14 protein-coding genes, 1 tRNA gene and 1 pseudogene are annotated in these 20,511 nt (G+C 70.7%); 3 read left to right on the forward strand and 13 right to left on the reverse strand.

The genetic code is table 11. The annotated features are described in order from the left end of the window. Window positions 1-69: 69 nt before the first annotated feature. Window positions 70-1,567 (reverse strand): annotated as a pseudogene (locus ACFWA7_RS35225) (MFS transporter). Between the two features lie 210 nt (window positions 1,568-1,777). Here ACFWA7_RS35225 and ACFWA7_RS35230 point away from each other — a divergent pair. Next, window positions 1,778-1,852, forward strand: a tRNA-Cys gene (locus ACFWA7_RS35230). Window positions 1,853-1,914: 62 nt separating this feature from the next. On the opposite strand, the gene ACFWA7_RS35235 is transcribed toward ACFWA7_RS35230, so the two are convergent. The 6 genes from ACFWA7_RS35235 to ACFWA7_RS35260 form a co-directional block, all read right to left on the reverse strand. Continuing rightward, a complete protein-coding gene (locus ACFWA7_RS35235; RefSeq protein ID WP_385827154.1) occupies window positions 1,915-2,340 on the reverse strand; it encodes a hypothetical protein in 426 nt (141 codons plus the stop codon). 240 nt (window positions 2,341-2,580) lie between these two features. Beyond that, complete coding sequence (locus ACFWA7_RS35240) at window positions 2,581-4,911, reverse strand: hypothetical protein (RefSeq protein ID WP_385827156.1); 2,331 nt, start codon at window positions 4,909-4,911, stop codon at window positions 2,581-2,583. A 47-nt stretch (window positions 4,912-4,958) separates the two neighbouring features. Beyond that, window positions 4,959-5,393 carry a hypothetical protein gene (locus ACFWA7_RS35245; protein ID WP_385547014.1) on the reverse strand — a complete coding sequence of 145 codons (435 nt, stop codon included), beginning with the start codon at window positions 5,391-5,393 and terminating at the stop codon, window positions 4,959-4,961. Between the two features lie 185 nt (window positions 5,394-5,578). Next, window positions 5,579-6,769, reverse strand: coding sequence for a type VII secretion-associated serine protease mycosin (gene mycP / locus ACFWA7_RS35250; protein ID WP_385827158.1), 1,191 nt, complete (start codon window positions 6,767-6,769; stop codon window positions 5,579-5,581). A gap of 61 nt (window positions 6,770-6,830) precedes the next feature. Next, the gene (locus ACFWA7_RS35255; protein ID WP_385827160.1) at window positions 6,831-8,417 is read right to left on the reverse strand and encodes a hypothetical protein; all 1,587 of its coding nucleotides are present in this window, start codon (window positions 8,415-8,417) and stop codon (window positions 6,831-6,833) included. Between the two features lie 96 nt (window positions 8,418-8,513). Continuing rightward, on the reverse strand, window positions 8,514-9,011 hold the full coding sequence (locus ACFWA7_RS35260; protein WP_385827163.1) for a hypothetical protein: 498 nt from the start codon (window positions 9,009-9,011) through the stop codon (window positions 8,514-8,516). Window positions 9,012-9,205: 194 nt separating this feature from the next. Between ACFWA7_RS35260 and ACFWA7_RS35265 the strand changes: the two genes are divergently transcribed. Next, window positions 9,206-10,135, forward strand: coding sequence for a hypothetical protein (locus ACFWA7_RS35265; RefSeq protein WP_385827165.1), 930 nt, complete (start codon window positions 9,206-9,208; stop codon window positions 10,133-10,135). A gap of 321 nt (window positions 10,136-10,456) precedes the next feature. Here ACFWA7_RS35265 and ACFWA7_RS35270 read toward each other — a convergent pair whose 3' ends face one another. From ACFWA7_RS35270 to ACFWA7_RS35295, 6 genes are all read right to left on the reverse strand, one after another. Continuing rightward, a complete protein-coding gene (locus ACFWA7_RS35270; RefSeq protein ID WP_385547033.1) occupies window positions 10,457-12,784 on the reverse strand; it encodes a xanthine dehydrogenase family protein molybdopterin-binding subunit in 2,328 nt (775 codons plus the stop codon). Next, a complete protein-coding gene (locus ACFWA7_RS35275; RefSeq protein ID WP_385827167.1) occupies window positions 12,781-14,601 on the reverse strand; it encodes a 2Fe-2S iron-sulfur cluster-binding protein in 1,821 nt (606 codons plus the stop codon). Before ACFWA7_RS35275 ends, ACFWA7_RS35270 begins: the two co-directional genes overlap by 4 nt. Then, entirely contained in the window at window positions 14,598-15,497 is a 900-nt protein-coding gene (locus ACFWA7_RS35280; RefSeq protein ID WP_385547039.1) for an FAD binding domain-containing protein, read from the reverse strand. Before ACFWA7_RS35280 ends, ACFWA7_RS35275 begins: the two co-directional genes overlap by 4 nt. Before the next feature lie 290 nt (window positions 15,498-15,787). Next, the gene (locus tag ACFWA7_RS35285; protein ID WP_385827169.1) at window positions 15,788-17,443 is read right to left on the reverse strand and encodes a beta-N-acetylhexosaminidase; all 1,656 of its coding nucleotides are present in this window, start codon (window positions 17,441-17,443) and stop codon (window positions 15,788-15,790) included. Window positions 17,444-17,643: 200 nt separating this feature from the next. Next, a complete protein-coding gene (locus ACFWA7_RS35290; protein WP_385547042.1) occupies window positions 17,644-17,937 on the reverse strand; it encodes a DUF3039 domain-containing protein in 294 nt (97 codons plus the stop codon). Window positions 17,938-17,967: 30 nt separating this feature from the next. Continuing rightward, window positions 17,968-18,528 carry a YqgE/AlgH family protein gene (locus ACFWA7_RS35295; protein ID WP_385547048.1) on the reverse strand — a complete coding sequence of 187 codons (561 nt, stop codon included), beginning with the start codon at window positions 18,526-18,528 and terminating at the stop codon, window positions 17,968-17,970. Between the two features lie 267 nt (window positions 18,529-18,795). Between ACFWA7_RS35295 and murA the strand changes: the two genes are divergently transcribed. Next, complete coding sequence (gene murA, locus ACFWA7_RS35300) at window positions 18,796-20,136, forward strand: UDP-N-acetylglucosamine 1-carboxyvinyltransferase (RefSeq protein WP_385547045.1); 1,341 nt, start codon at window positions 18,796-18,798, stop codon at window positions 20,134-20,136. The last annotated feature ends 375 nt before the right edge of the window (window positions 20,137-20,511 follow it).

A 20,511-nucleotide genomic window follows, 5' to 3' on the forward strand; every position in this document is an offset into this window, starting at 1 on the left:
AAAACCCACCCACCCCAGCCCTCCCCCACCCCCGGAGGGTCTAGGGAAGGGGCGGGGAGGGGCAAACCCTCACCGCTCCCCCATCCGCACACCCACCCAAGCCCCCACCACCGCCACCCCCGCCATCGGCAGGAACACCGCCGCGAAGGCCCCCGGATGCCCCGCACCCGCAGCCGCACCCGCACCCGCCACCACCGCATCATGCGCGGCCCCCACAGCCCCACCCCCCAGCGCCGCGAACGCCGCCCCACCCCCCGCGAGCAGCAACACGTTCGACAGGCCGTCCGAGATCTGGAGGGCCGCCGAGTTCGCCCCCGCCTCCTCCGGCGCCGAAAGCTTCAGCAGCAGCACGCTCGTCGAGGCGATGACCATCCCCATCCCGAAGCACCCCACGCCCCAGGCGACCGCCACCACCCACACCGGCACCCAGGAGATCAGCACGCTCGGCGCCGCCGCGATGGCCGAGGCGACCATCAGCATCCCCACCACCATCAGCCGCTCCCGGTACGGCTCGGCCCACGGCCGCGCCTGTACGTACGACCCGAGCGCCCACGTCGCCCCGCCCGCCGCCAGCGAGAACCCGGCCATCGTCGGCGACAGCCCCCGCTGCGTCACCAGCATCAGCGGTACGAACGACTCCGCCGCGATGAACGACCCCGCCGCGATCCCCCGCAGCAGCACCACGGACGGCAGCCCCCCGCACCGCCCGGTACGTCCCGCGCGGCAGCAGCGCGCGCCGCCCCGCGACGGCGGGTACCAGCAGCGCGCCACCCGCCACCGCCGGCACCAGCGACAGCCACCGCAGGTCCTGCCCGGCGTACTGGAGCAGCCCCGCCCCCAGCGAGATCATCAGCGCCAGCCGGATCCGCCGCCGGTCGAACGCCTCGACGGGCGCGTCCGGATCGGCGGGCCCGGACGCCATGCGCCGTATGGCAGGCAAGGCAAGCGCCAGTGGAAAGACGACAAGAGCAGGAATCCCCACGAACACCCATCGCCACCCGAGGTGCTCGGTGACGCTGCCCGCCGCCAGCGGCCCGACCACCGACGGCACCACCCAGCTCGCCGCGAACGCCGCCATGATCGCGGGCCGCATCGGCTCCGGGTAGGCGCGCCCGACCACGACGTACAGCGCCACGATGACCAGCCCGCCCCCGAGCCCCTGCACGGCCCGCCCGGCGATGAAGGTCCACATGTTCACCGCCGTCCCGGACAGCAGCAGCCCCGCCCCGAACGCCGCTATCCCCACCGCGAGCGCCCCCAGCGGCCCCCGCCGGTCCGCCCACTGCCCGGCGACGACCATCCCGAACAGACTGGTCGTGAAGTACGAGGAGAAGGCGAACGCGTACAGCGACACCCCGTCGAGCTCCCGCGCCGCGACCGGCATGGCGGTCCCGACGGCGGTCGCCTCGAACGCGATGAGGAGGACGACGGCGATGGTGCCGATGCTGAGGGCGCGGTGGGTTTTGCCAAGAATGCCGACGCTTCCGCCGGGTTCGGCGGGGAGGTCGATGGGGGAGGCGGAGGCGGACGAGGTGACGTCCGCGTCGGCGGATTCCAGGGCGCTCATGAGCTCACAGTAAGGGCCTAGGGCCCCTTTGACCCCTGTCCAGAGGAGGGGCCCCACCTCATCACTTGGTCGTAAGCCCCAGGCCCCACACTCACCCCACCCACCCGTCCACCCACCCCACATGAACGCAACATGGCAGTCCCGTTGCAGCCCCCGCGCTCCCCTTCCCCACCCCTCCCCCACCCCCTACGGTCAAAGAAGTCAGCACACGGCCGTGTGCCCGAGTGGTTGAGGGGCTCGCCTGCAAAGCGAGTTACGCCGGTTCGATTCCGGTCACGGCCTCCAGAAACACCCGAGAGCGGACGCCCCCACGACACGGGGGCACCCGCTCTTGGGCGTTCAAAGCCTCAGGCAACCGGCTGCAGAACCAACGGATCCGGCAACCCACCGGAATTCTCGCACTCCATCTCCTTGGCGAGCTTGAGCGAGGCCGAGTGCAACACAGTGAGGTAGGCCTCGCGGTATTCCCGCGAGTCGGGAGTCCTGGCTTTGGACATTCGTATCGCCGCGTGGACACGAAGAGGCCGCGCCGGGGATCCTTCCAACTCCGGGCTCACGCATTCGAAGTACACATCCGAGCGAGTGACTCCTGCCCAGGCCTTCTTTCCCACTCGATACGCTTGAACGCCCAGCGGGTGGTGCTCGTCCGTCACGTCCCAGGGGGCGTATACATCGAAGTTCATCCGGATTGCTTGCCCACCCTCCCGGGCCGCCACACAGATCGTGGAGGAGGAACGCGACCAGTTCACGCGCTTTCGATAGTCGGACTTCAAGAATTGCTCCGTCCGAGACAGGCCGTCCGTAACTGTGTGCTCAAAAACAGTGGCACCAGTCAACTTCTCCAGGGATTTCGCCGCCTGCCCCGAGAACAACCCGCCGCATACACGTGTCGCATCCAGGGGCTCATCTCCTTCTCCGCCACACGCAGAGAGCATGAAACCGAGGACTATCGACAACATCACACAGCCCGACCTCTTCAGGCCGCCCACGCCTCTCACCCGCCCCAACTCGGATCAACCGGTCTCAGGGTCGTTTCCCTGCTGATTCTCCTTACTATTGCCCGTGTTGTATCCAATATTGAGGGAATCTTGCAAGTCACGGCCGAATTCGCTGTGGGGATTAATGCCATGCCTCTCGCGAAAGTGGCCCAGCGGCGTCTGGGCGCTGTGCTCCCCTGCCCGATACACCATGGTCTTATTGTCCCTGATGTCTCCTTCGATCTTCTCCTTCTGATCTTCCAGAGACTTGTCAGACCAGTCGCCCACAACCTGTCCCGCAAGCTGCTCCAGCGCACCGCTCCCCGCGTCGACAGCAAGCGGAACAGCGATAGCCGCAGCTCCCGCTGCCGCAGCGGACGCCGGGAGAAGGGCAACGCCCGCGGCAATTGCCGAAGTCGCACCAAACTCCACCCAGGCAGAGCGCTTCGCGTGCGCCTTCTCGTACTCCTCGAACTTCTTATTTCCTTCCGCTTCGACCTGGTCGGCTCGCGACTGGTCGAGCATGCCCTGCACCTCGGCCCCCGTACCGACCGCAGCGCGTGCCCCACCATGGTCGATCCTGCCGTCCGCCCCCACTTGAGTCTCCAGCACGCTGGTGGTGTAGAGCCGCTCCGCGGTCGAAACCGTGGCGTACGCATCCGGGTGCTGCCCCAGTGAGCTCAAGAACGCCCGAGCGGCATCCCGTCCGAACTTGGCGTGGGCATTTGGTGACTTGGAGGGCGCGAAGAGACCCTCAGGGTCGTTTTCCTCAAATGCCCAGTTGATATCGTCGACGTACCCCGCAGCCATATTCCCCAGACTGTCGGCCAACACTTCCTGGTGTTTCAGCAGTTTCGCGTCTCCCCCGTACTTCGAGACGACTTCGGTCATGATCCCGGCCGAGGTCTCGTCCCGGTGCAGCTCCGGTCGAGGGTCGTCCCAGGCATGCCCAAGCGTCGCCGACTCCAGCGCATGCCCGAACGCGTCCGTCGTATAGGATGCGGACTTCTTGGCGTCACTCGGATCGTGCCCACCGATGTCGGGAAACGACTTGTAGCCTTCGTTGCCGAAATATTCGAGATACTTGTCGATCGAGTCGCCGGACTTGTCCTTACCCAAATCCGCCGCCCCGCTCCCAACCGTCCCGTCCTCGTTGTACGCGGTCGGATCGGCCGAGAAGAACTGCTTCGACGCCTCCGGGCTGTGGCCGAGCGCCTCCAGCATGGACGTCACCGGGTCGTAGCCGGAACCGTTCGCCCCGGACGGGTTGAACGGATTCTTCTGCCAGCCCCCGACCGGCTTCGTATCGGCGAACAGGTACGGGTTCTTCTGATGTAGCTGAACCACATGCTCGGCGATCGGGTTGAGGAACTTGGGGTCATAGTTCCCGTACCGCATGATCCCGCCGAGCAACTGGTACCCGTACGGCGGATTGGTGTCGTACTTCGCGAGCGGAATGCGCTCGGTGCCGAGCTTCCGCAGCTCGCTGCCCCAACTGTCCGGCAGATGCCACTTGTTGTCCCGATCGGTCGCGGTGGCCAGATTGAGCCCGAGGTTCTTCTGCAGATCCTGGACGTCCTTGAGCCGCTCCTTGTCGACCTTCGCGTAATCGTACGTATCGGTCGACAACTGCCCGAAGAATTCCAACGCGCCCTTCGGCCCCAGCTTCGCGTAGAACGTCGTGGCGAACTCCGCCGACCCGTGATTGTCCCGCAACAACTCGTTGAGCTTGTTGAGTTCGGTGTGGGTGAGGGCACGGCCCTTGGAGGCGAGGTCGAGAGCTCGCTGCGCCTCCTCCGCGTCCAGGCTGGAGAACCGGGGCACGGTGAAGTTGTTGTCATCCGTGACGTTCGCCGCCAGCGCCAGCCGCAGTGACTCGTCCGCGTCGCCGCACTCGTCGACCAGCGCCTCGACCCGCCGCTGCCACTCGGCGAGGTTGTCGTTCTTCTTCTTCAGTTCAAGGGAGAAGTCCGGGGCGTGGCGGGCGGTGTAGTCGCCGGAGAGAGAATATCGGGCGGTGACCTTGCCGTGGGCATCGACGACGACGCCGGACTTCTCCGAACCGTCGACGATCTTCTGCAGCTCGTCCTTCGCCCGCTTGAACGCCGCGTGCCCATCGGCCAGGATCGCGTGGATCCCCTTCGCCTCCGCCGCCGCGTCCTCGAACTCCTTGGCCGTCTTGTCAATGAACTGCCTGGTCACACCCGCGTTCACCCCGGCCCAGTCCGCCGCGTCGGCATGGGCCTTCATCCCCTTGCGAGCCTCTTCGGCAAGAGTCTTGAGTCTGGAGACCATGTCCGACCAGTCATCGACCGCCGCCTTCAGCTTGTCGAGCGGCGCGTTCACCACGTCGTCGTACGTGAGCATGTCCTGATACCGACCTTGATGGCTCGAAGTCCGTTACGTGCGGCGGCCTACTTCAGATACTCGTCGATCCGCGACACGGCGATCAGCTCGCCCCCGACGCGCTCGTCGTCCTTGGCGTGGGCGGCCATCGAGTAGTCGAGGTGGTTGGAGATCTGCGCGCAGGCGTCGCTGAGCGTGCGCAGCTGGGTGTCCCACTTGGCGCGGACCTTCGCCAACTCGCCGCCGCTGGTGAAGTTGCGGGCGCTGAGGGCGGTCGCGGCGGCGCCGGTGGATTCGCGTGCGTGATTACCGTCGCGCTTGAGCCCGTCGTGGAGTTTGAAGGCGTCCCCGCCGACCACGCCGAGGTCGTCGCGCTGGACGCTGAGGTCGGCGCCGCCGGGGTCGTTGGACCCGCTCGGCCCGTTGTCGGCGCGATTCAGCCGCATGGCCACGTTGGCGGCCGCGCTGGCGTGCGCCTGGCGCCACTCTTCCTCGAACGACATGCGGATCCCGCCCCCGTACGCCCCCGGACAACTCTTTACCGTTTCCATAACGTACGGACGTCGCGCTCTTCGCGCCAGCACTTGGTCCGGCTATGGGCTTACGTGGCCGTTTCATCCCCCCTGAATGGCTGGGATGGGACGGGTGGGTTGACGGGGGCGCTCTGTTCCACGTGTCTACGTGGTTTCTACGTAGTGCGGCGCCGTCGCGAACGTACGAGCGGTACGGCCACGGCCACCCCGACGACGGCCACCGCCCCCAGTCCGATCCACAGGCCTGTGTTGCCACCGCTGTCGCCGTCGGTGGTGGAGGACGCTTGCGGGGTGGTGGGCTTGGCAGTGGTGGTGGGAGGGGTGGACGGCGCTTGCGGGGAAGGGGAGTTGGTGTTGGCTGCGGCCAGGTCGGGGAGCGGGTACTCGTTCGCCGGGCCGGGGTCGCCGGGGCTCGTCAGGGCGATACGGGGGCGCACGACTCCGTAGCCGATGTAGTCCGTGCGCTTTTCCCCGTTCCGGGGGCCGCCGGCCGTGTTGAGCATGACTCGGAGGACCTGGTTGTTGGTCCACTGGGGGTACTTGGACCAGATCAGGGCGGCGGAGGCGGAGGCGAGGGCGGACGCCGAACTTGTGCCGTGTCCGGTGCAAAGCTGCGTGCCACCCGTACAGGCATTGACGATCTCGTCGCCGGGGGCCGCAAGGTCTACCTGGGGCCCGTGCTCCGACTCACGGGTCGCTTCGATCTTTTTGTCTACGGCAGCAACGCCGACGACCCCGGCGGTGGCTGCCGGATACTCGACCCGGTTGCCCTTGTCGCCGCTGTTACCAGCTGAGGCGAAGATCAGCGAGCCCTTGCCCAAGGCGTACTTCACGGCGTCCGTGAGCTCATCCGAGCCCTCCGGGACACCTTGGGAGATATTGATGACCTTGGCGCCCTGATCTGCGGCGTATCGAATCCCTTGACTCATCGCCTTGTTGAACAGCGGCAGATTCTCGCCCAGCTTCATGCCCTCGTTCGATTTGGGCAGCTTGATCGGCAGGATCTTCGCGCCGGGCGCCAGCCCGAACGACCCGTCGCCGCCCGGCCGCTTCCCAGTTCCGGCAATCAACGCTGCCATGCTCGTGCCATGGTTGTTGTTGTCGGTGTTCTCGTCACCGGGCTGTTTCGACAGGTTCAGCCCAGGCAGGACCTGCCCCTTGAGGTCGTCGATGGTGTCATCGACACCGCTGTCGATGACAGCCACAGTGACGCCCTTACCCATGCTGATCTTCCACATCTCGTCCGCCTTCATGGCGTCGAGATGCCACTGCCGCTCCCGGATGGTCTCCGCACGGGCGGGCGTGGCGGCAATGCCTACCAACAGGGCCCCCAAGGCGACGGACACGGCACGGCCGTGCCTCATGACTCGTTGGCTGCTGGTAGGCATGCGCTTCCTTCGTAAGGGCTCAGTCGATTACAGGCGGCACAATACGGCGGTCGCTCTGCTGCCAGGTCTCCTCGTCCTCGGTGAGGTAGTCGGGACGCTCGCCTCCGCGCTCGTCCCGCCGCCCGGCGGCACCGTGCATGCCAGGCGGGATCATGCCGCCTCGCCCGGCCCGACCTGCCTGCGAGCCGCCTTCCGCGTTGCGCACGAGACCGGAGCCGCCCTCAGTGAAGGGGCGCCCGCTTCTGGTTCCGGGCTCGGTCGGGCGACCGCCGACGATGCCGCCGGGCTCGCCCGCCAGGCGGCGTCCGCCGGAGAACCCGCCCCTGGAGCCGCCTCCACCGATGCTGCCGCCAGGGCCGTGGGCCATCGGCGGTCGGCCCTGCGTCGTGCCCTCCTGGCCGACGACGGTGCCCCGGGGGATGCCGCCCGTCGGACGACCGGTGCTGGGCGGTACCTGGCGGCCGCCGACGATGCCGTTCTCACGCGGCAGCTTGCTCGTCGGCACGCCGCCAACTGTGCTCTGGCTCGGCAACACAGGTCCGCGCAAGCCGCCTGACGCCTGCCGCCCACCCACGACACCGGGACCCGGAAGGCTCTTGCTCCCTCCGCCGAACGGAGGCGGCGTGATCCCAATTGGTGGCGGGTAGCCACCGTCAGGCCGACCGACCGGCGTCTGGGGCAATGGGCCGTCTGGACCGGTGGGCATGACCGGAGCTGTGGGCGGCAGGGTCTTGCCCACGCCATCGATCTCCGTGCCCACGGGCCGGTCCGGTACCGCCACGGGCGGCGACACGATCCTGTCCCCAACCACTGGTGTGTGCGTGGTCGATATTGGCGTGGCCGATGTTGAGGTGGTCGACGTAGAAACGCTCACGGACGACGGCGAGCCCGTACGGGAGGTGGACCGCGTCGTATGCCCGCCATTCCCGCCGATGTACTGCTGCCTCTCCCGGTCGGAGCCCGGCGGCACAAACACCGCCGGCGGCGCCGGAAACACCGGCGGCCGCAACGCCGCTATCTGCTCCCCCGACTGGACATACGCATCCGCCAACCGCTTGAGCTCCCGTACCGCCTCCTGCCGCTGCCCCTCCATCTTCTCGTTGAGGCCGGTCAGCTTGGCCGAGGCGTCCCTCGCGTCCTTCTGGCCGTCGGGGTCGTGGTGGGCGGCGACGTACAGCTTCTGGGTGTCGGTGGCTTCCTTCTTCAGGGCGGGGTCGTACACCGGGACCGAGGACTTGACCTGGGCGATGGCATTCGTGACGGCGTCGAGGTGGGTTGACGCCGCGTGGCTGTACTGGCCCAGGCCCAGCGTGGCCATCGCCGCGTCGTGGCCCCAGTCGGTGAACGCCTTCGCGCCCTCGCCCGTCCAGACGACGCGGCTCATGTGGGTCTTCAGATCGTCACCGATCTCGGTGATCGTCGCGGCCGCGTCGGCGAGCTTCTTGGCGAGGAGGGACGCCGAGTCGCCCTTCATGCCCTGGACCATGGTCCAGAGTTCCTGATGCGACTTGTGCTCGAAGTCCGTCCGCTCCACCGGCGGCGCCTTCGGCGCCCCCTGCCCCCGGTCCCGCCCCGGCCCCTGTCCCTGCCCCTTGTCCTCAGCCATGTCGCCGCACCGCCATCCCCTGCAATCCGCGCCCCATGGGGCCGACCCCCGTCACATCGAGCCACATCGCATCGACCAGCGCCGCAGCGGCCCGCATCAGATCGACCCGCCCGTCGCACCCTTGTCCGGCGCCGGCGCCTTGGGCGCAGTCGCGCCGGGCGTGTCCGTCCCGTACAGCTCCTGCTGACGGTGCAGTTCCCCGCTGATCGCCCGCATCCGGTCCCGTACGTCCGCGTCCACGCCGTCGTAGCCGTTCTCCGCCGCCAGGACCGCGATGCACAGGCCCTCGATCTGCATGCCGAGCGCCTTGGAGAGCTGGCCGATCTGGTCGTGGACGACCTCGTACACGCCGTACAGGAACGCGCTCTCCTTGAGGTCCTCCGGGCCCAGCTCGGACTTGGCCAGGCGGTCCGCGTTGATCTTGGTCGACGCGGCCTCCGAGTCGTTGAGCTTGGTGAGCAGCGCGTCGACCCGCTTCTTGAAGGTGAGCATCGACTCGGCCTCGCGCGCGAGGTCTGCCGCCGCCAGGACAGCGGCGCCGGTCGCCCCGCCGATGCCCGGCATCAGTGCGAGCACCGGTGCCAGCGTGTTCACCCCGGGCCCCACGTCCCCACCGTCCTGCGCCACAGTCGCCTCCCCGTTTCCCACAGCTACGAGCTTCACTGTAGTCAGCAGCAATGACAGCCGCACCCCTCCCCCGGTTCCCGGGGCGGGGGCATCCAGGGTGTACGTGGCCGCTAATCCTCCTTGCCCGCAGGGCTGTTGGCCGGATCTCGGCTTCACGCGGCATGGCTCGGCGGCCTCAACTACTCCGCCGGGACTTCGGCGAGTTACAGGCTGCCGCGGACTCGTGGCAGAACCTGGCCAAGAAGCTCGGTGATACGCAACGGCACAGCGGCAAGCGCGTCACGGGCCCGCTCCACAAGGCCAACTGGTCCGGCGTCGGAGCCAGCTACGGTTTTGCCGCGCTCGAAGCGACCGAGAGCAAACTCGGCACGGGCAAGATCAACGCCCAGGCTCATCCATACGGTCATGGATGCCCTCAGCACAAGGATGCAGGCATCCCAGCGCAAGGTACGCACCGCCGTCGCGGAGCGGAGAGGGCAGGGCACAAGGTCCGGGACGACGGCTGGGTGGAGGCGGTCGAGACGATCGACCCGAAGTTCCACAACGACCCGGACTACCAGGGCATCCAGCAGCGGGCGAACGCGGGACTCGGCGGGTTCCGGGCCCGTATCGACGCGGCGGTCACCGAGGCGTCGACCGTCTGCACCCAGGCCGCCGAACTGCTGTATCAGATCGACCCGTTCGATCTGGACAAGCGATACGGAGCCGACCGTCGGCACCAGCGGGCACAGTGGCTACTGGGACGGCGGAGGCCAGAGCCCGGAGAATCAGGGCCGCATCAGCGCGGGCAAGACGCCAGAGAACGGAGGCATGGGCTGATGCTCTGGGCCACACCCCGCCGGAGCGCTGCCGCGCCGGCGCTGACCCTGCTGCTGGGAGGCTGCATGTCCGACAAGAAGGAAGCCAACGCTCCGCTGCCGCGCATGAGCAAGGAGAACGCGGAGGAGTGGGCCAAACACTGGACCGGCTCCATGACCCGTACGGCGAAGGCCGCGCTGGATCCCAAGACCGCCAAGCCGACAGCGGATTACAGCAACTGCATCGGCAAAAACGGCGAGTCCGCCGACGATGGCCGCTTCGCACTGCACTAATCGGTACGAGCCACGCTCCCCCGCGCTCAGCACGCGGAGGCCATCCGGGACATCCGGGACATCCGGGACGCACTGAAGAGCCAGGGCTTCGAGATTCAGGGCTACCGCTCGGACCCGAGCAAGGATCCAGCCAATCTGGTCGACGCCACCCACCCCAAGGAGCACCACTTCGTATCGGCCGGGGATGTAGCCGAGAACTTGCTGGTGCTCATCGTCGCGACTCCCTGCCTCCTGCCCCCGGGCGCCAAGCAACAGCCTGTCTGACGTAAGCCGGGTGGGACGAAGTCGTCCCACCCGGCCGCACACCAGCCCCTGGCCCGCCTACACCCCCGCCGTAACCACCGCCGCCTGCGGCCGAATGGGCAGCCGGTTCACCGGCCGCCCCGTAGCCGCCCGGACCGCCGACGCGACCGCCGCCGGGGACGTCACCACCGGGACCGCGCTCGCCGCCTTCGCGCCGAAGGGGGCGACCACGTCGCGTTCCTCGATCAGCTTGACGATGCGGATGTCGGGGGCGTCCAGGGCGGTGGGGAGGGCGTAGCCCGTGAGGTCGGGGTGGCGGACCAGGCCGCGGGCCGTGCGGAGGTTCTCCGTCAGGGCCGCGCCGACGCCCTGCGTCACGCCCGCCTCGATACGGGCCACCAGCTGGGCGGGGTTCAGGATCCGGCCCACGTCCTGGGCGACCGCCAGTTCCACCACCCGTACCGAGCCCAGCTCGATGTCCACGTCCACCACCGCGCGGATCGCGCAGAAGGCGAGGCCGACGAAGGCGTCGCCCTGGCCCGTCTCGTCCAGGGGCTCGGTGGGGTGCGGGCGGCACTGGGCCGTGGCCCAGAGTTCCTTGCCGTCCATCGCCTCGGTGACCGTCGTGGAGAGGACGCCGTCGTACGACGTGATCTTGCCGTCGGCGATCTGGAGCAGCTCCGTCGACATGCCGAACTTGTGCGCCAGGGGCTGGAGGAGTTGCGTGCGGACCATTTTCGCCGCTCGTTCCACCGCTCCGCCCGACACCCACGTGTGGCGGCCGTGCGACGCCGGGCCCGCGGGGGGCTGGTCCGTGTCGACGGGGGCCACGTGGACCTCCTCGATGCCCAGCGTCTCCTGGACGATCTGGCGGGCGAGGGTGGTGAAGCCCTGGCCCGTGTCCACCGCGGCGCAGATCACCGTGGCCACGCCGTCCTGCACCTTGACCGTGGCCGTCGACACCTCGTCCGTGCCCTCGGCGCCCAGCATGTGCACCATGCCGAGCGCGTAGCCGACGCCCCGGCGCACCGCGCCCGGCTCGCCCGCGCCCTCGGGGCCGCCCGGCAGCAGCCAGTCGTCCTCGGGGTCGTCCTTGGGGAGGGTCGGGAGGGGGAAGTCCCGTACGGACGTGAGGAGTTCGGCCACGGGGGCCGGGCACGTCACCGTCTGGCCGGTGGGGAGCAGGTCGCCCGTCGCCAGTACGTTGCGCAGGCGCAGCTCCGCCGGGTCCAGGCCCAGTTTGGCCGCCAGTTTGTCCATCTGGCCCTCGTAGGCCGCGCACACCTGCATCGCGCCCTCGCCCCGGACGTGGCCGGAGGGCGGGTTGTTCGTCCGGACCGCCCAGCCCTCGACGAAGGCGTGCGGGACCACGTACGGGCCGCAGGCGAAGGCCACCGCGGCTGCCAGCGACTCGGACGAGGCCTCCGCGTACGCGCCCGCGTCCAGCAGGATCTGTGCCTCCACCTTCACCAGACGGCCCTCCGCGTCCGCGTGGTGGCGGTAGCGCAGCAGCGTCGGGTGGCGGTGGGCGTGGCCCAGGAACGACTCCTCGCGGGTCGCCGTCAGCTTCACCGGGCAGCCGGTCCGCAGCGCGAGCAGACCGAGCGCGAGCTGGAAGCCGGAGTCCTCGCGGTCGCCGGTGGCGCCGGGGACGCCGGTGACGACCACCTTCACGCGCTCGGGGTCCAGGCCGAAGCACGCCGCCGCGAGGTCGCGGTCGGCGTGCGGGTCGGTGGACGCGGTGTAGATCTCCACGCCGCCGTCGGGGCGCGGCACCGCGAGCCCCGCCTCGGCGCCGATCGGCGCCGGGTCCTGGCGGCCGATCCGGTACAGGCCCTCCACCACGACCTCGCCGGTGACGTCCGGGTCGCCGTACTGGAGCGGGATGTGGCGGATCAAGTTGCCGTCGGGGTGCAGGGGTTCGGCGGTGAACGCCTTCTCGGGGTCGGTGACCGGTTCGAGCAACTCGTACTCGACCGCGATCGCGGCCGCCGCGAGGCGGGCCGTGTCGGGGTGGTCGGCGGCCACCGCCGCGATCGGCTCACCGTGGTGGCGTACGACGTCCGCGGCGAAGACCGGGCGGTCCGCGATGCCCCGGCCGTGCGCGGCGTCGCCGGGCACGTCGGCGTGGGTCACCACGGCCCGTACGCCCGGCATGTCGACCGCGGCCGAGGTGTCGATCGCGACGATACGGGCCGAGGCGTGCGGCGAGCGCAGCACGGCCGCCCACAGCAGGCCCTCGGCCCACAGGTCGGAGGCGTACGGGAAGGTGCCCTCGGTCTTGGCGCGCGCGTCGGCGGGGCGGAGCGAGGCGCCGAGCCCGTGGCCGGGCACGGGCGGCTGCTCCGGGCCGGTGCCCGTCCCGTCGACCACCGCGGTCGTCGCGGTGGCTGCGTCGTTGCTCACGCCATGCCTCCGTCGTGGGTGTGCGGGGGCTGGACGCCGCCCGCGCCGGGCCCCGCCTGATGCGGAATGCGGGCTTCTTCGGTGTTCCCGGCCGGGATTCCGGCCGGGCGCGCGACCGGGTGCCCGGACATCTGCCCCGCCGCCTCGCTCGCGGCGGCCGACTGCGCCTCGCGCCCGGCCACCACCTCACGTACGGCGTCGAGCACGCCCCGGTAGCCGGAGCAGCGGCAGAGGTTGCCGCAGAGCGCCTGCCGGGCCTCCAGCTCGGTCGGGGCGTGGTTGCCTTCGAGCAGGTCGTGGACGGTCATGGCCATGCCCGGGATGCAGAAGCCGCACTGCACGGCCCCGCACTCGGCGAGCGCGCGCTGCACGTCGGAGGGTTCGCCGTCGACGGCGAGGCCCTCGACCGTACGCACCTCGGAGCCGGCGGCGGTGGCCGCGGGCACCAGGCAGGAGGCGACCAGACGGCCGTCGACCTGCACGTTGCAGGCGCCGCACTCGCCCTGCGAGCAGCCGTCCTTGGCCCCGGCGAGGCCGAGCCGCTCGCGCAGCACATAGAGCAGGGACTCGCCGACCCACGCCTCGGTGACGGGCCGGTCGGTGCCGTTGACGCGCAGGACGTAGGAGGCACGGGGGTGCTCCAGGTCGGCGGCGGGCGGCAGAACCGGCTCCGGCTCGGGGGCCGGGAGGGGGATGCCTACGGGCTCGGGGGCGGGGTCCGGTGCCGCTTCCCGTACGGGTTCCGGTGCGGGCTCGGGCTCGGGCTCGGGCTCCGGCTCCGGGAGCGGCTGGGCCTGGGCCTGCGGCGCGTGGACGGGCTCGGGCAGCGGCTCGGCGGCGGGCGCGGGGGCGCCGGCCGGGTCCGCACCCGGCGTGTCCTCGCCGGTCGCGTCCTCGCCGGTCGCGTCCGGCGTCTCCGCCTCGGCCCTTACGTCCTCGCGCGGCTCCTCCCGTACGTCCGTCGCCAGCGCGGCCGACCAGGGCGCGGGCGCGCCGCCCGGCAGGGTCGCCCCGGGGCCGGGCGGGTTCCAGGACAGGACGGGTTCCGGGCGTACGGGCGCGGGGGCCGGGAAGTCCACGGGCGCGGAGACGTCCGCGGGGGCGGCGGACTCGGCGGGCGCGGAGAGGTCCAGGGACGCCTGGTGGTGGGCTTCCGCGGCCGCCCGACGCGCCTGGTGGGCCTGGTGCGCCTGCTCGGCGAAGTCCGCCACGCGCGCGTCGGCGGCCTCCGCCTCCACGGCATGGTCGGGCTCGGGCTGCGGCTGCTCCGTCGCCCAGGGCGCGGACGCGCCGCCGGGCAGGGTCGCCGGAGGCGTCGTACCCCACTGCTCAATGAGCGAGGATGTACTGAATTCGCCTGATTCATCCGGCAGTTCGCCCTCGGCGACCGGGATCGTCCACTGGCCGGTCAGCGAGGCGTCGTCGGGGAAGTTCCACTGGCCGGTGGCGTGCCGGTCCTGGAGCCGGTCACCCAGCGGGGCCGGCTGCGGGGGCGCGGGCACGGCCGACGCGTCGGGCCACTGCACCGACCGCACCTGGCTCCCGCCCCGGTCCGGCTCGGGCGGCGCCGGGATCGTCCAGGCGCCGGTCGCGGCCGGGTCGGTCGCGGCGGCGGGCGTCAACGGCACGATCATCGGCGGCACATAGCCGTGGCCCGGCGCGGCCAGCGGGTCGCCGCCGAGCAGCGCGTCCAGGTCCGCGGGCAGCTGGACGAAGGCGGTCGCGCCGTCGTCGTACTCGCCGCCCTGCGGGACCGGCTGCCAGCCGCCCGTCCCTCGCGCTCCTTCGTCGGCGTGGTTGCCGTGGTTGTCGCTCACGACAGCGCCCTCCCCAGTGCTCGTCGGGCCAGCGCGGCGACCGTGCGCCGCAGGTGCAGTACGGCGGGAGACAGCGCGGGGGGCTCCGTGCCGTCGGCCGCCGGTACCGGGTCCGGGATGCAGGCGGCGGCCACGTACTCGCCGAAGGCGTTGAGCGCCTCCGGGGCCAGCGCCGCCCGCCCGCCGTCCCAGTCGATCAGGGAGGCGATCCAGCGCTCGGCCTCCAGGGGCCGCAGCGGCATCGGCGCGATCGCGCCCACCGCGCAGCGCACCCCGCGCCGGGCCGGGTCCAGGACGACGGCGATCGAGGCGGTGGCGCGGCCGGGGCCGGTGCGGCCGGTCGCCTTGAGGAAGACCTGGGGGGCGTGCAGCAGCGGCACGCGGACGTGGCCGATGAGTTCGGCGGGGGCGAGCATCTCGCGCCCGGCCAGCAGGTGCGAGACCGGGATCTCCCGGCGGGCACCCTCGGGACCGGCGATGACCAGGGTGGCTTCGAGCGCGGCGAGTACGGGCAGCGCGTCGCCGGTGGGCGCCGCCGACGCGATGTTGCCGCCGAGGGTGCCCGCGTTGCGGATCTGCGGGGGGCCGGCGGCGCGCGCGGCCGCCGCGAGCGCCGGGATGAGCGCCGCGAAGTCCGGGCGCCCCATCCGCGCGTGCGTGAGCCCCGCGCCGAGGAGCGCGTGGCCGTCCTGGTACTGCCAGCCGCGGATGTCGTTGATGCGGCCGAGGCCGACGAGGCCCGCGGGGCGCAGCAGGCCCCGGTTCACCGCCGCCATCAGATCGGTGCCGCCCGCGACGGGCACGGCGGCGGGCATGGCGGCGAGCGCCGCCACGGCCTCGTCGAGCGAGGCCGGCAGTGTCACCGACTGCGCAGCCTGCGGTGCGTGCGTGGTCAACCCAGCTGCCCCTTCCCGGTGTCCCGGCCGTCCCGACTGTCCCGACTGTGTGTGCCTGTGCGTGGCCGTACCGTACGTGCTCACAGCCCGGAGGTGGCAACTCTGGCACATCTTCCGAGCCGCCCGACGCGAGGGTCCGCGAAGGACAGATCCGTCCCCGACCAGGGGAATGGTCCGGATTCACGGCTGTTGTGCGACTTATCCGTGCGGAACAGTGCAGGACAGTGCGGAACAGTCACCGGTCACGGTCCCAGGCTCCCGGGCTGCCCGACCCCGTCTTGCGCCCCGGCTCACACGTTTGGGGGCGACCCGTCGATCGGGCGTCCGAGACTGCCTTCCATCTTTTCGGGGGCGGGGCGTTTTTGCCAGGGCAACGGGCCGCCGGGGGGCCGGTAGGCGACGCCGAGGGCGTCAAGTCGGGCGTAGTGCGACCGCATTCGCCGCTCGAATCCGGCGAAATCGCGTGCGCCGGGGGCGGGCAGCGCCGACCACGCCACCTCCGCGAACGCCGCGAGCCGGGGGAACACCTGGTAGTCCACGCGTGCCTGGTCCTGCATCACCTCGGTCCAGACATTGGCCTGAGTGCCGAGCACGTGCCGCGCCTCGGCCTCGGTCAGCTCGGGCGGCACGGGCTCGAAGCGGTAGACGTCCTCCAGGGTCCGTACGTATCCGATGGGCATCGGCTCGTCGGGCCCGGCCGCCTGCCGGTGGTCCAAGTAGACCTGCTGCTCGGGGCACATGACGACGTCGTGGCCCGCCCGCGCGGCCTCGATGCCGCCCGCGTAGCCGCGCCAGGAGGAGACGGCCGCGCCGGGCGCCAGCCCGCCCTCCAGGATCTCGTCCCAGCCGATGAGGCGGCGGCCCCGGTCGGTCAGCCAGCGGTCGAAGTGGCGGACGAACCAGGACTGGAGCCCGTCCTCGCCCGCGAGGCCGAGCTCCTTGATACGGGCCCGGGCGGCGGGCGACGCCTTCCACTGGTCCTTGGGGCACTCGTCGCCGCCGATGTGGACGAACGGCGAAGTCGCGGCGGGGAAGAGGCCGAGCACCTCCTCCAGGACTCCCTCGTAGAAGCGGAGGGTGTTGTCAGTGGGGGCGAGTACGTTCGGATTGACGCCCCAGGTGTCCCAGACGGAGAGGCGGGTCGTGTCGATGACGTCGGTGTTGCCCAGTTCCGGGTACGCGGCGATGGCCGCCTGCGAGTGGCCCGGGATGTCGATTTCCGGAACCACGGAGATATGCCGCTCGGCGGCGTACGCGACGATCTCGCGGATGTCGTCCTGGGTGTAGAAGCCGCCGTGCGGCATCTCGTCCCACAACTCCGAGGCGCGGTGGCCGTACTTGGTCCGCGCGCGCCAGGCGCCGACCTCCGTCAGCCTCGGGAAGCGCTTGATCTCGATGCGCCAGCCCTGGTCGTCGGTGAGGTGGAAGTGGAAGACGTTGAGCTTGTGCGCGGCGAGCAGGTCGAGGTAGCGCAGCACCCCGTCCTTGGGCATGAAGTGGCGTGAAACATCCAGCATCAGACCGCGCCAGGCGAACCGGGGCGCGTCCTCGATCACTTGCCACGGGATGCCGTACCGGGCGCCCGGGTCCGCGCACGCCTTGCGGTACGCGTCGGGGCCGAGCAGTTGACGCAGTGTCTGCGCGCCCCAGAACACCCCGGCCGCGCTGCCGCCGACGATCTCGACGCGTGCGTCGACCGTGAGCCGGTACGCCTCGGGGGCGAGGGCGGGGTCGACACGGAGGGTGACGATGCCCGGGGCGCCCGCCTCCCCCGGCGGGAGCGCGCGCCCGAGGGCGGTGCCCACGGTGGAGCGCAGCCCGCGCGCCACCCCTTCGGTGCCGGGGCCGGCGGCGAGCGCGGTGTCGGGGCCGAGGACGAAGGTGCCGGGCCGGGAGGTGGTGACGGAGGCAGGGGCCGGGATCAGGTCTGCGGAAGTCATGGCCATGACGCCACACCGTAGACGGTATGCAGAAGGCCCCCGGGTGCACCCCGAGAGCCGTGCATACCGCCAAGGACGCGGGGCCGTGACATATGCGGCTCCGCCGCGATGGGGGTCCCCCCTGTTCGAGCGGAGCCGAGAACCTGGGGGAGCGACCAGCCCCCACCGGCCCGCAGACGAACTCCGGGCCGAAAAGGAGCGCAGACCTACTTCTTGTCCTTGCCGCCCTTGCCCTTGTCCTTGTCGCCGCCCGCGCCCATGGACTCGTAGATCTCCTTGCACATCGGGCAGACCGGGTACTTCTTCGGGTCGCGGCCCGGCACCCAGACCTTGCCGCAGAGGGCGACGACGGGGGTCCCGTCGAGCGCGCTCGCCATGATCTTGTCCTTCTGGACGTAGTGGGCGAAGCGCTCGTGGTCGCCGTCGCCGTTCGACACCTGCGGCGTCGGCTCTACGAGGGTCCCCGTACCTGCCCCGCGCTCGGGCTCAAGAGTGCTCATAAGTTCCTAGCGTACTGAAGCGCGGCGGCATCAGTTCAGCGAAGGGTCGTCCGGGTACGTCGCCACCATCGCCAGTTCGCTGCGCTGGCGGCGCAGCACCGCCCGCCACAGGGACTCCGGCTCCGGGGACGAGACGTCGCCCGGCTCGGACTCCACCACGTACCAGGCCCCGTCGGTCAGCTCGGCCTCCAGCTGGCCCGGCCCCCAGCCCGAGTACCCGGCGAAGATCCGCAGCGAGCCGAGGGCGGCGGCGAGCAGCTCCGGCGGCGCCTCCAGGTCGACCAGGCCGATCGCCCCGTACACCCGGCGCCAGCCCAGCGGACCCTCGTCACCGGGGATCACGGCGACGCCCAGCGCGGAGTCCAGGGAGACCGGGCCGCCCTGGAAGACCACTCCGGGCTCACCGGCCAGGGACGCCCACGGCTCCAGGATGTCGCCGACGCCCACCGGGGTCGGACGGTTGAGGACCACACCGAGCGAGCCCTCCTCGTCGTGGTCGAGGAGCAGCACCACCGCGCGGTCGAAGTTCGGATCCGCGAGGGCGGGGGTGGCGACGAGCAGCCGCCCTGTGAGCGAGGACACCTCGGTCATGCGGACATGATCCCGCATCTTCGCCTCCTGGGGGGAGCGCACGGCAGCAATGGGGCGCACGGGCTTTTCGGCCACCGTCCTGCGGTGTGCACAGTCTGCGCCCGGACGGCCGCTCCCGTGGTGACCCTCCGCCGAACTCATCTCAGCGGAGCGTGTTGTGGCGAATCCATTACGGTTGCGAACCCCCCTTGGCCTTACAGGACATGGGTAGAAGCCCCTTACCCTTTTCTCTGGCCCCCTGTCCGACGATTCCGGAACGCGAGATTCATGACCGGCACAGACGATGTACTGCTTGTCCACGGCGGCACCCCGCTGGAGGGCGAGATCCGCGTCCGCGGCGCGAAGAACCTCGTGCCGAAGGCGATGGTCGCCGCCCTGCTCGGCAGCGGTCCGAGCCGGCTGCGCAATGTGCCCGACATCCGCGACGTACGCGTCGTACGCGGCCTGCTGCAGCTGCACGGCGTCACGGTCCGCCCCGGCGACGAGCCGGGCGAGCTGATCCTCGACCCGTCGCACGTCGAAAGCGCGAACGTCACCGACATCGACGCGCACGCGGGTTCGTCGCGCATCCCGATCCTGCTCTGCGGCCCGCTGCTGCACCGCCTCGGCCACGCCTTCATCCCGGGCCTGGGCGGCTGCGACATCGGCGGCCGGCCGATCGACTTCCACTTCGAGGTGCTGCGGCAGTTCGGCGCGACCATCGAGAAGCGCGACGACGGCCAGTACCTGGAGGCCCCGCAGCGGCTGCGCGGCACCAAGATCCGGCTGCCGTACCCGTCGGTGGGCGCGACCGAGCAGGTCCTGCTGACGGCCGTGCTGGCCGAGGGTGTGACCGAGCTCTCCAACGCCGCCGTGGAGCCCGAGATCGAGGACCTCATCTGCGTACTGCAGAAGATGGGCGCGATCATCGCCATGGACACCGACCGGACGATCCGGATCACCGGTGTCGACAAGCTCGGCGGCTACACGCACCGCGCCCTCTCGGACCGGCTGGAGGCCGCCTCCTGGGCGTCCGCCGCGCTGGCGACCGAGGGCAACATCTACGTCCGCGGCGCCCAGCAGCGGTCGATGATGACCTTCCTGAACACGTACCGGAAGGTCGGCGGGGCCTTCGAGATCGACGACGAGGGCATCCGCTTCTGGCACCCCGGCGGCTCGCTCAAGTCCATCGCCCTTGAGACGGACGTGCACCCCGGCTTCCAGACGGACTGGCAGCAGCCGCTGGTCGTGGCGCTCACGCAGGCCACGGGCCTGTCCATCGTCCACGAGACGGTCTACGAGTCGCGGCTCGGCTTCACGTCGGCGCTCAACCAGATGGGCGCGCACATCCAGCTGTACCGCGAGTGCCTGGGCGGCTCGGACTGCCGCTTCGGCCAGCGCAACTTCCTGCACTCCGCGGTCGTGAGCGGCCCCACGAAGCTCCAGGGCGCCGATCTGGTGATCCCGGACCTGCGGGGCGGTTTCTCGTACCTGATCGCCGCGCTGGCCGCCCAGGGGACGTCCCGGGTGCACGGCATCGACCTGATCAACCGCGGTTACGAGAACTTCATGGAGAAGTTGGTGGAACTGGGAGCGAAGGTGGAGCTCCCCAACGGCGCCCTGAGCTGACCGTAGCCGCCCCGCCCCACCCCGCCCCTTCCCCAAACCCTCCGGGGGCGGGAGGGGGCGGAGGTGTCTCCCGGGGGCTCCGCCCCCGGACCCCTGGCGGCGGGGCCTGCGGCCCCTGCACCCCGCTACGGGGCTGCGCCCCCGCCCCCGCTTCGGGGCTCCGCCCCGGACCTCGTTCATCTGCGGGCTGTGTGTGGCTGGTCGCGCAGTTCCCCGCGCCCCTGGGGGGGCACTGCACTCCAGTCCGCAAACGCCGGAGCGGCTGAAGGTGCCTGTCTTTAGGGGCGGGCTGGTCGCGCAGTTCCCCGCGCCCCTGGGGGGGCACTGCACTCCAGTCCGCAAACGCCGGAGCGGCTGGAGGTGCCTGTCTTCAGG

The organism is Streptomyces sp. NPDC059994 (assembly GCF_042737755.1).
Lineage (GTDB): Bacteria > Actinomycetota > Actinomycetes > Streptomycetales > Streptomycetaceae > Streptomyces.

Coding starts and splice junctions, on each gene's coding strand:
- ACFWA7_RS35240 (WP_385827156.1), bottom strand. CDS start 4,911: ATGCTCACGTACGACGACGTGGTGAACGCGCCGCTCGACAAGCTGAAG.
- ACFWA7_RS35245 (WP_385547014.1), bottom strand. CDS start 5,393: ATGTCGTTCGAGGAAGAGTGGCGCCAGGCGCACGCCAGCGCGGCCGCC.
- ACFWA7_RS35255 (WP_385827160.1), bottom strand. CDS start 8,417: ATGGCTGAGGACAAGGGGCAGGGACAGGGGCCGGGGCGGGACCGGGGG.
- ACFWA7_RS35265 (WP_385827165.1), top strand. CDS start 9,206: ATGGCTCGGCGGCCTCAACTACTCCGCCGGGACTTCGGCGAGTTACAG.
- ACFWA7_RS35285 (WP_385827169.1), bottom strand. CDS start 17,443: ATGGCCATGACTTCCGCAGACCTGATCCCGGCCCCTGCCTCCGTCACC.
- ACFWA7_RS35290 (WP_385547042.1), bottom strand. CDS start 17,937: ATGAGCACTCTTGAGCCCGAGCGCGGGGCAGGTACGGGGACCCTCGTA.
- ACFWA7_RS35295 (WP_385547048.1), bottom strand. CDS start 18,528: ATGACCGAGGTGTCCTCGCTCACAGGGCGGCTGCTCGTCGCCACCCCC.
- murA (WP_385547045.1), top strand. CDS start 18,796: ATGACCGGCACAGACGATGTACTGCTTGTCCACGGCGGCACCCCGCTG.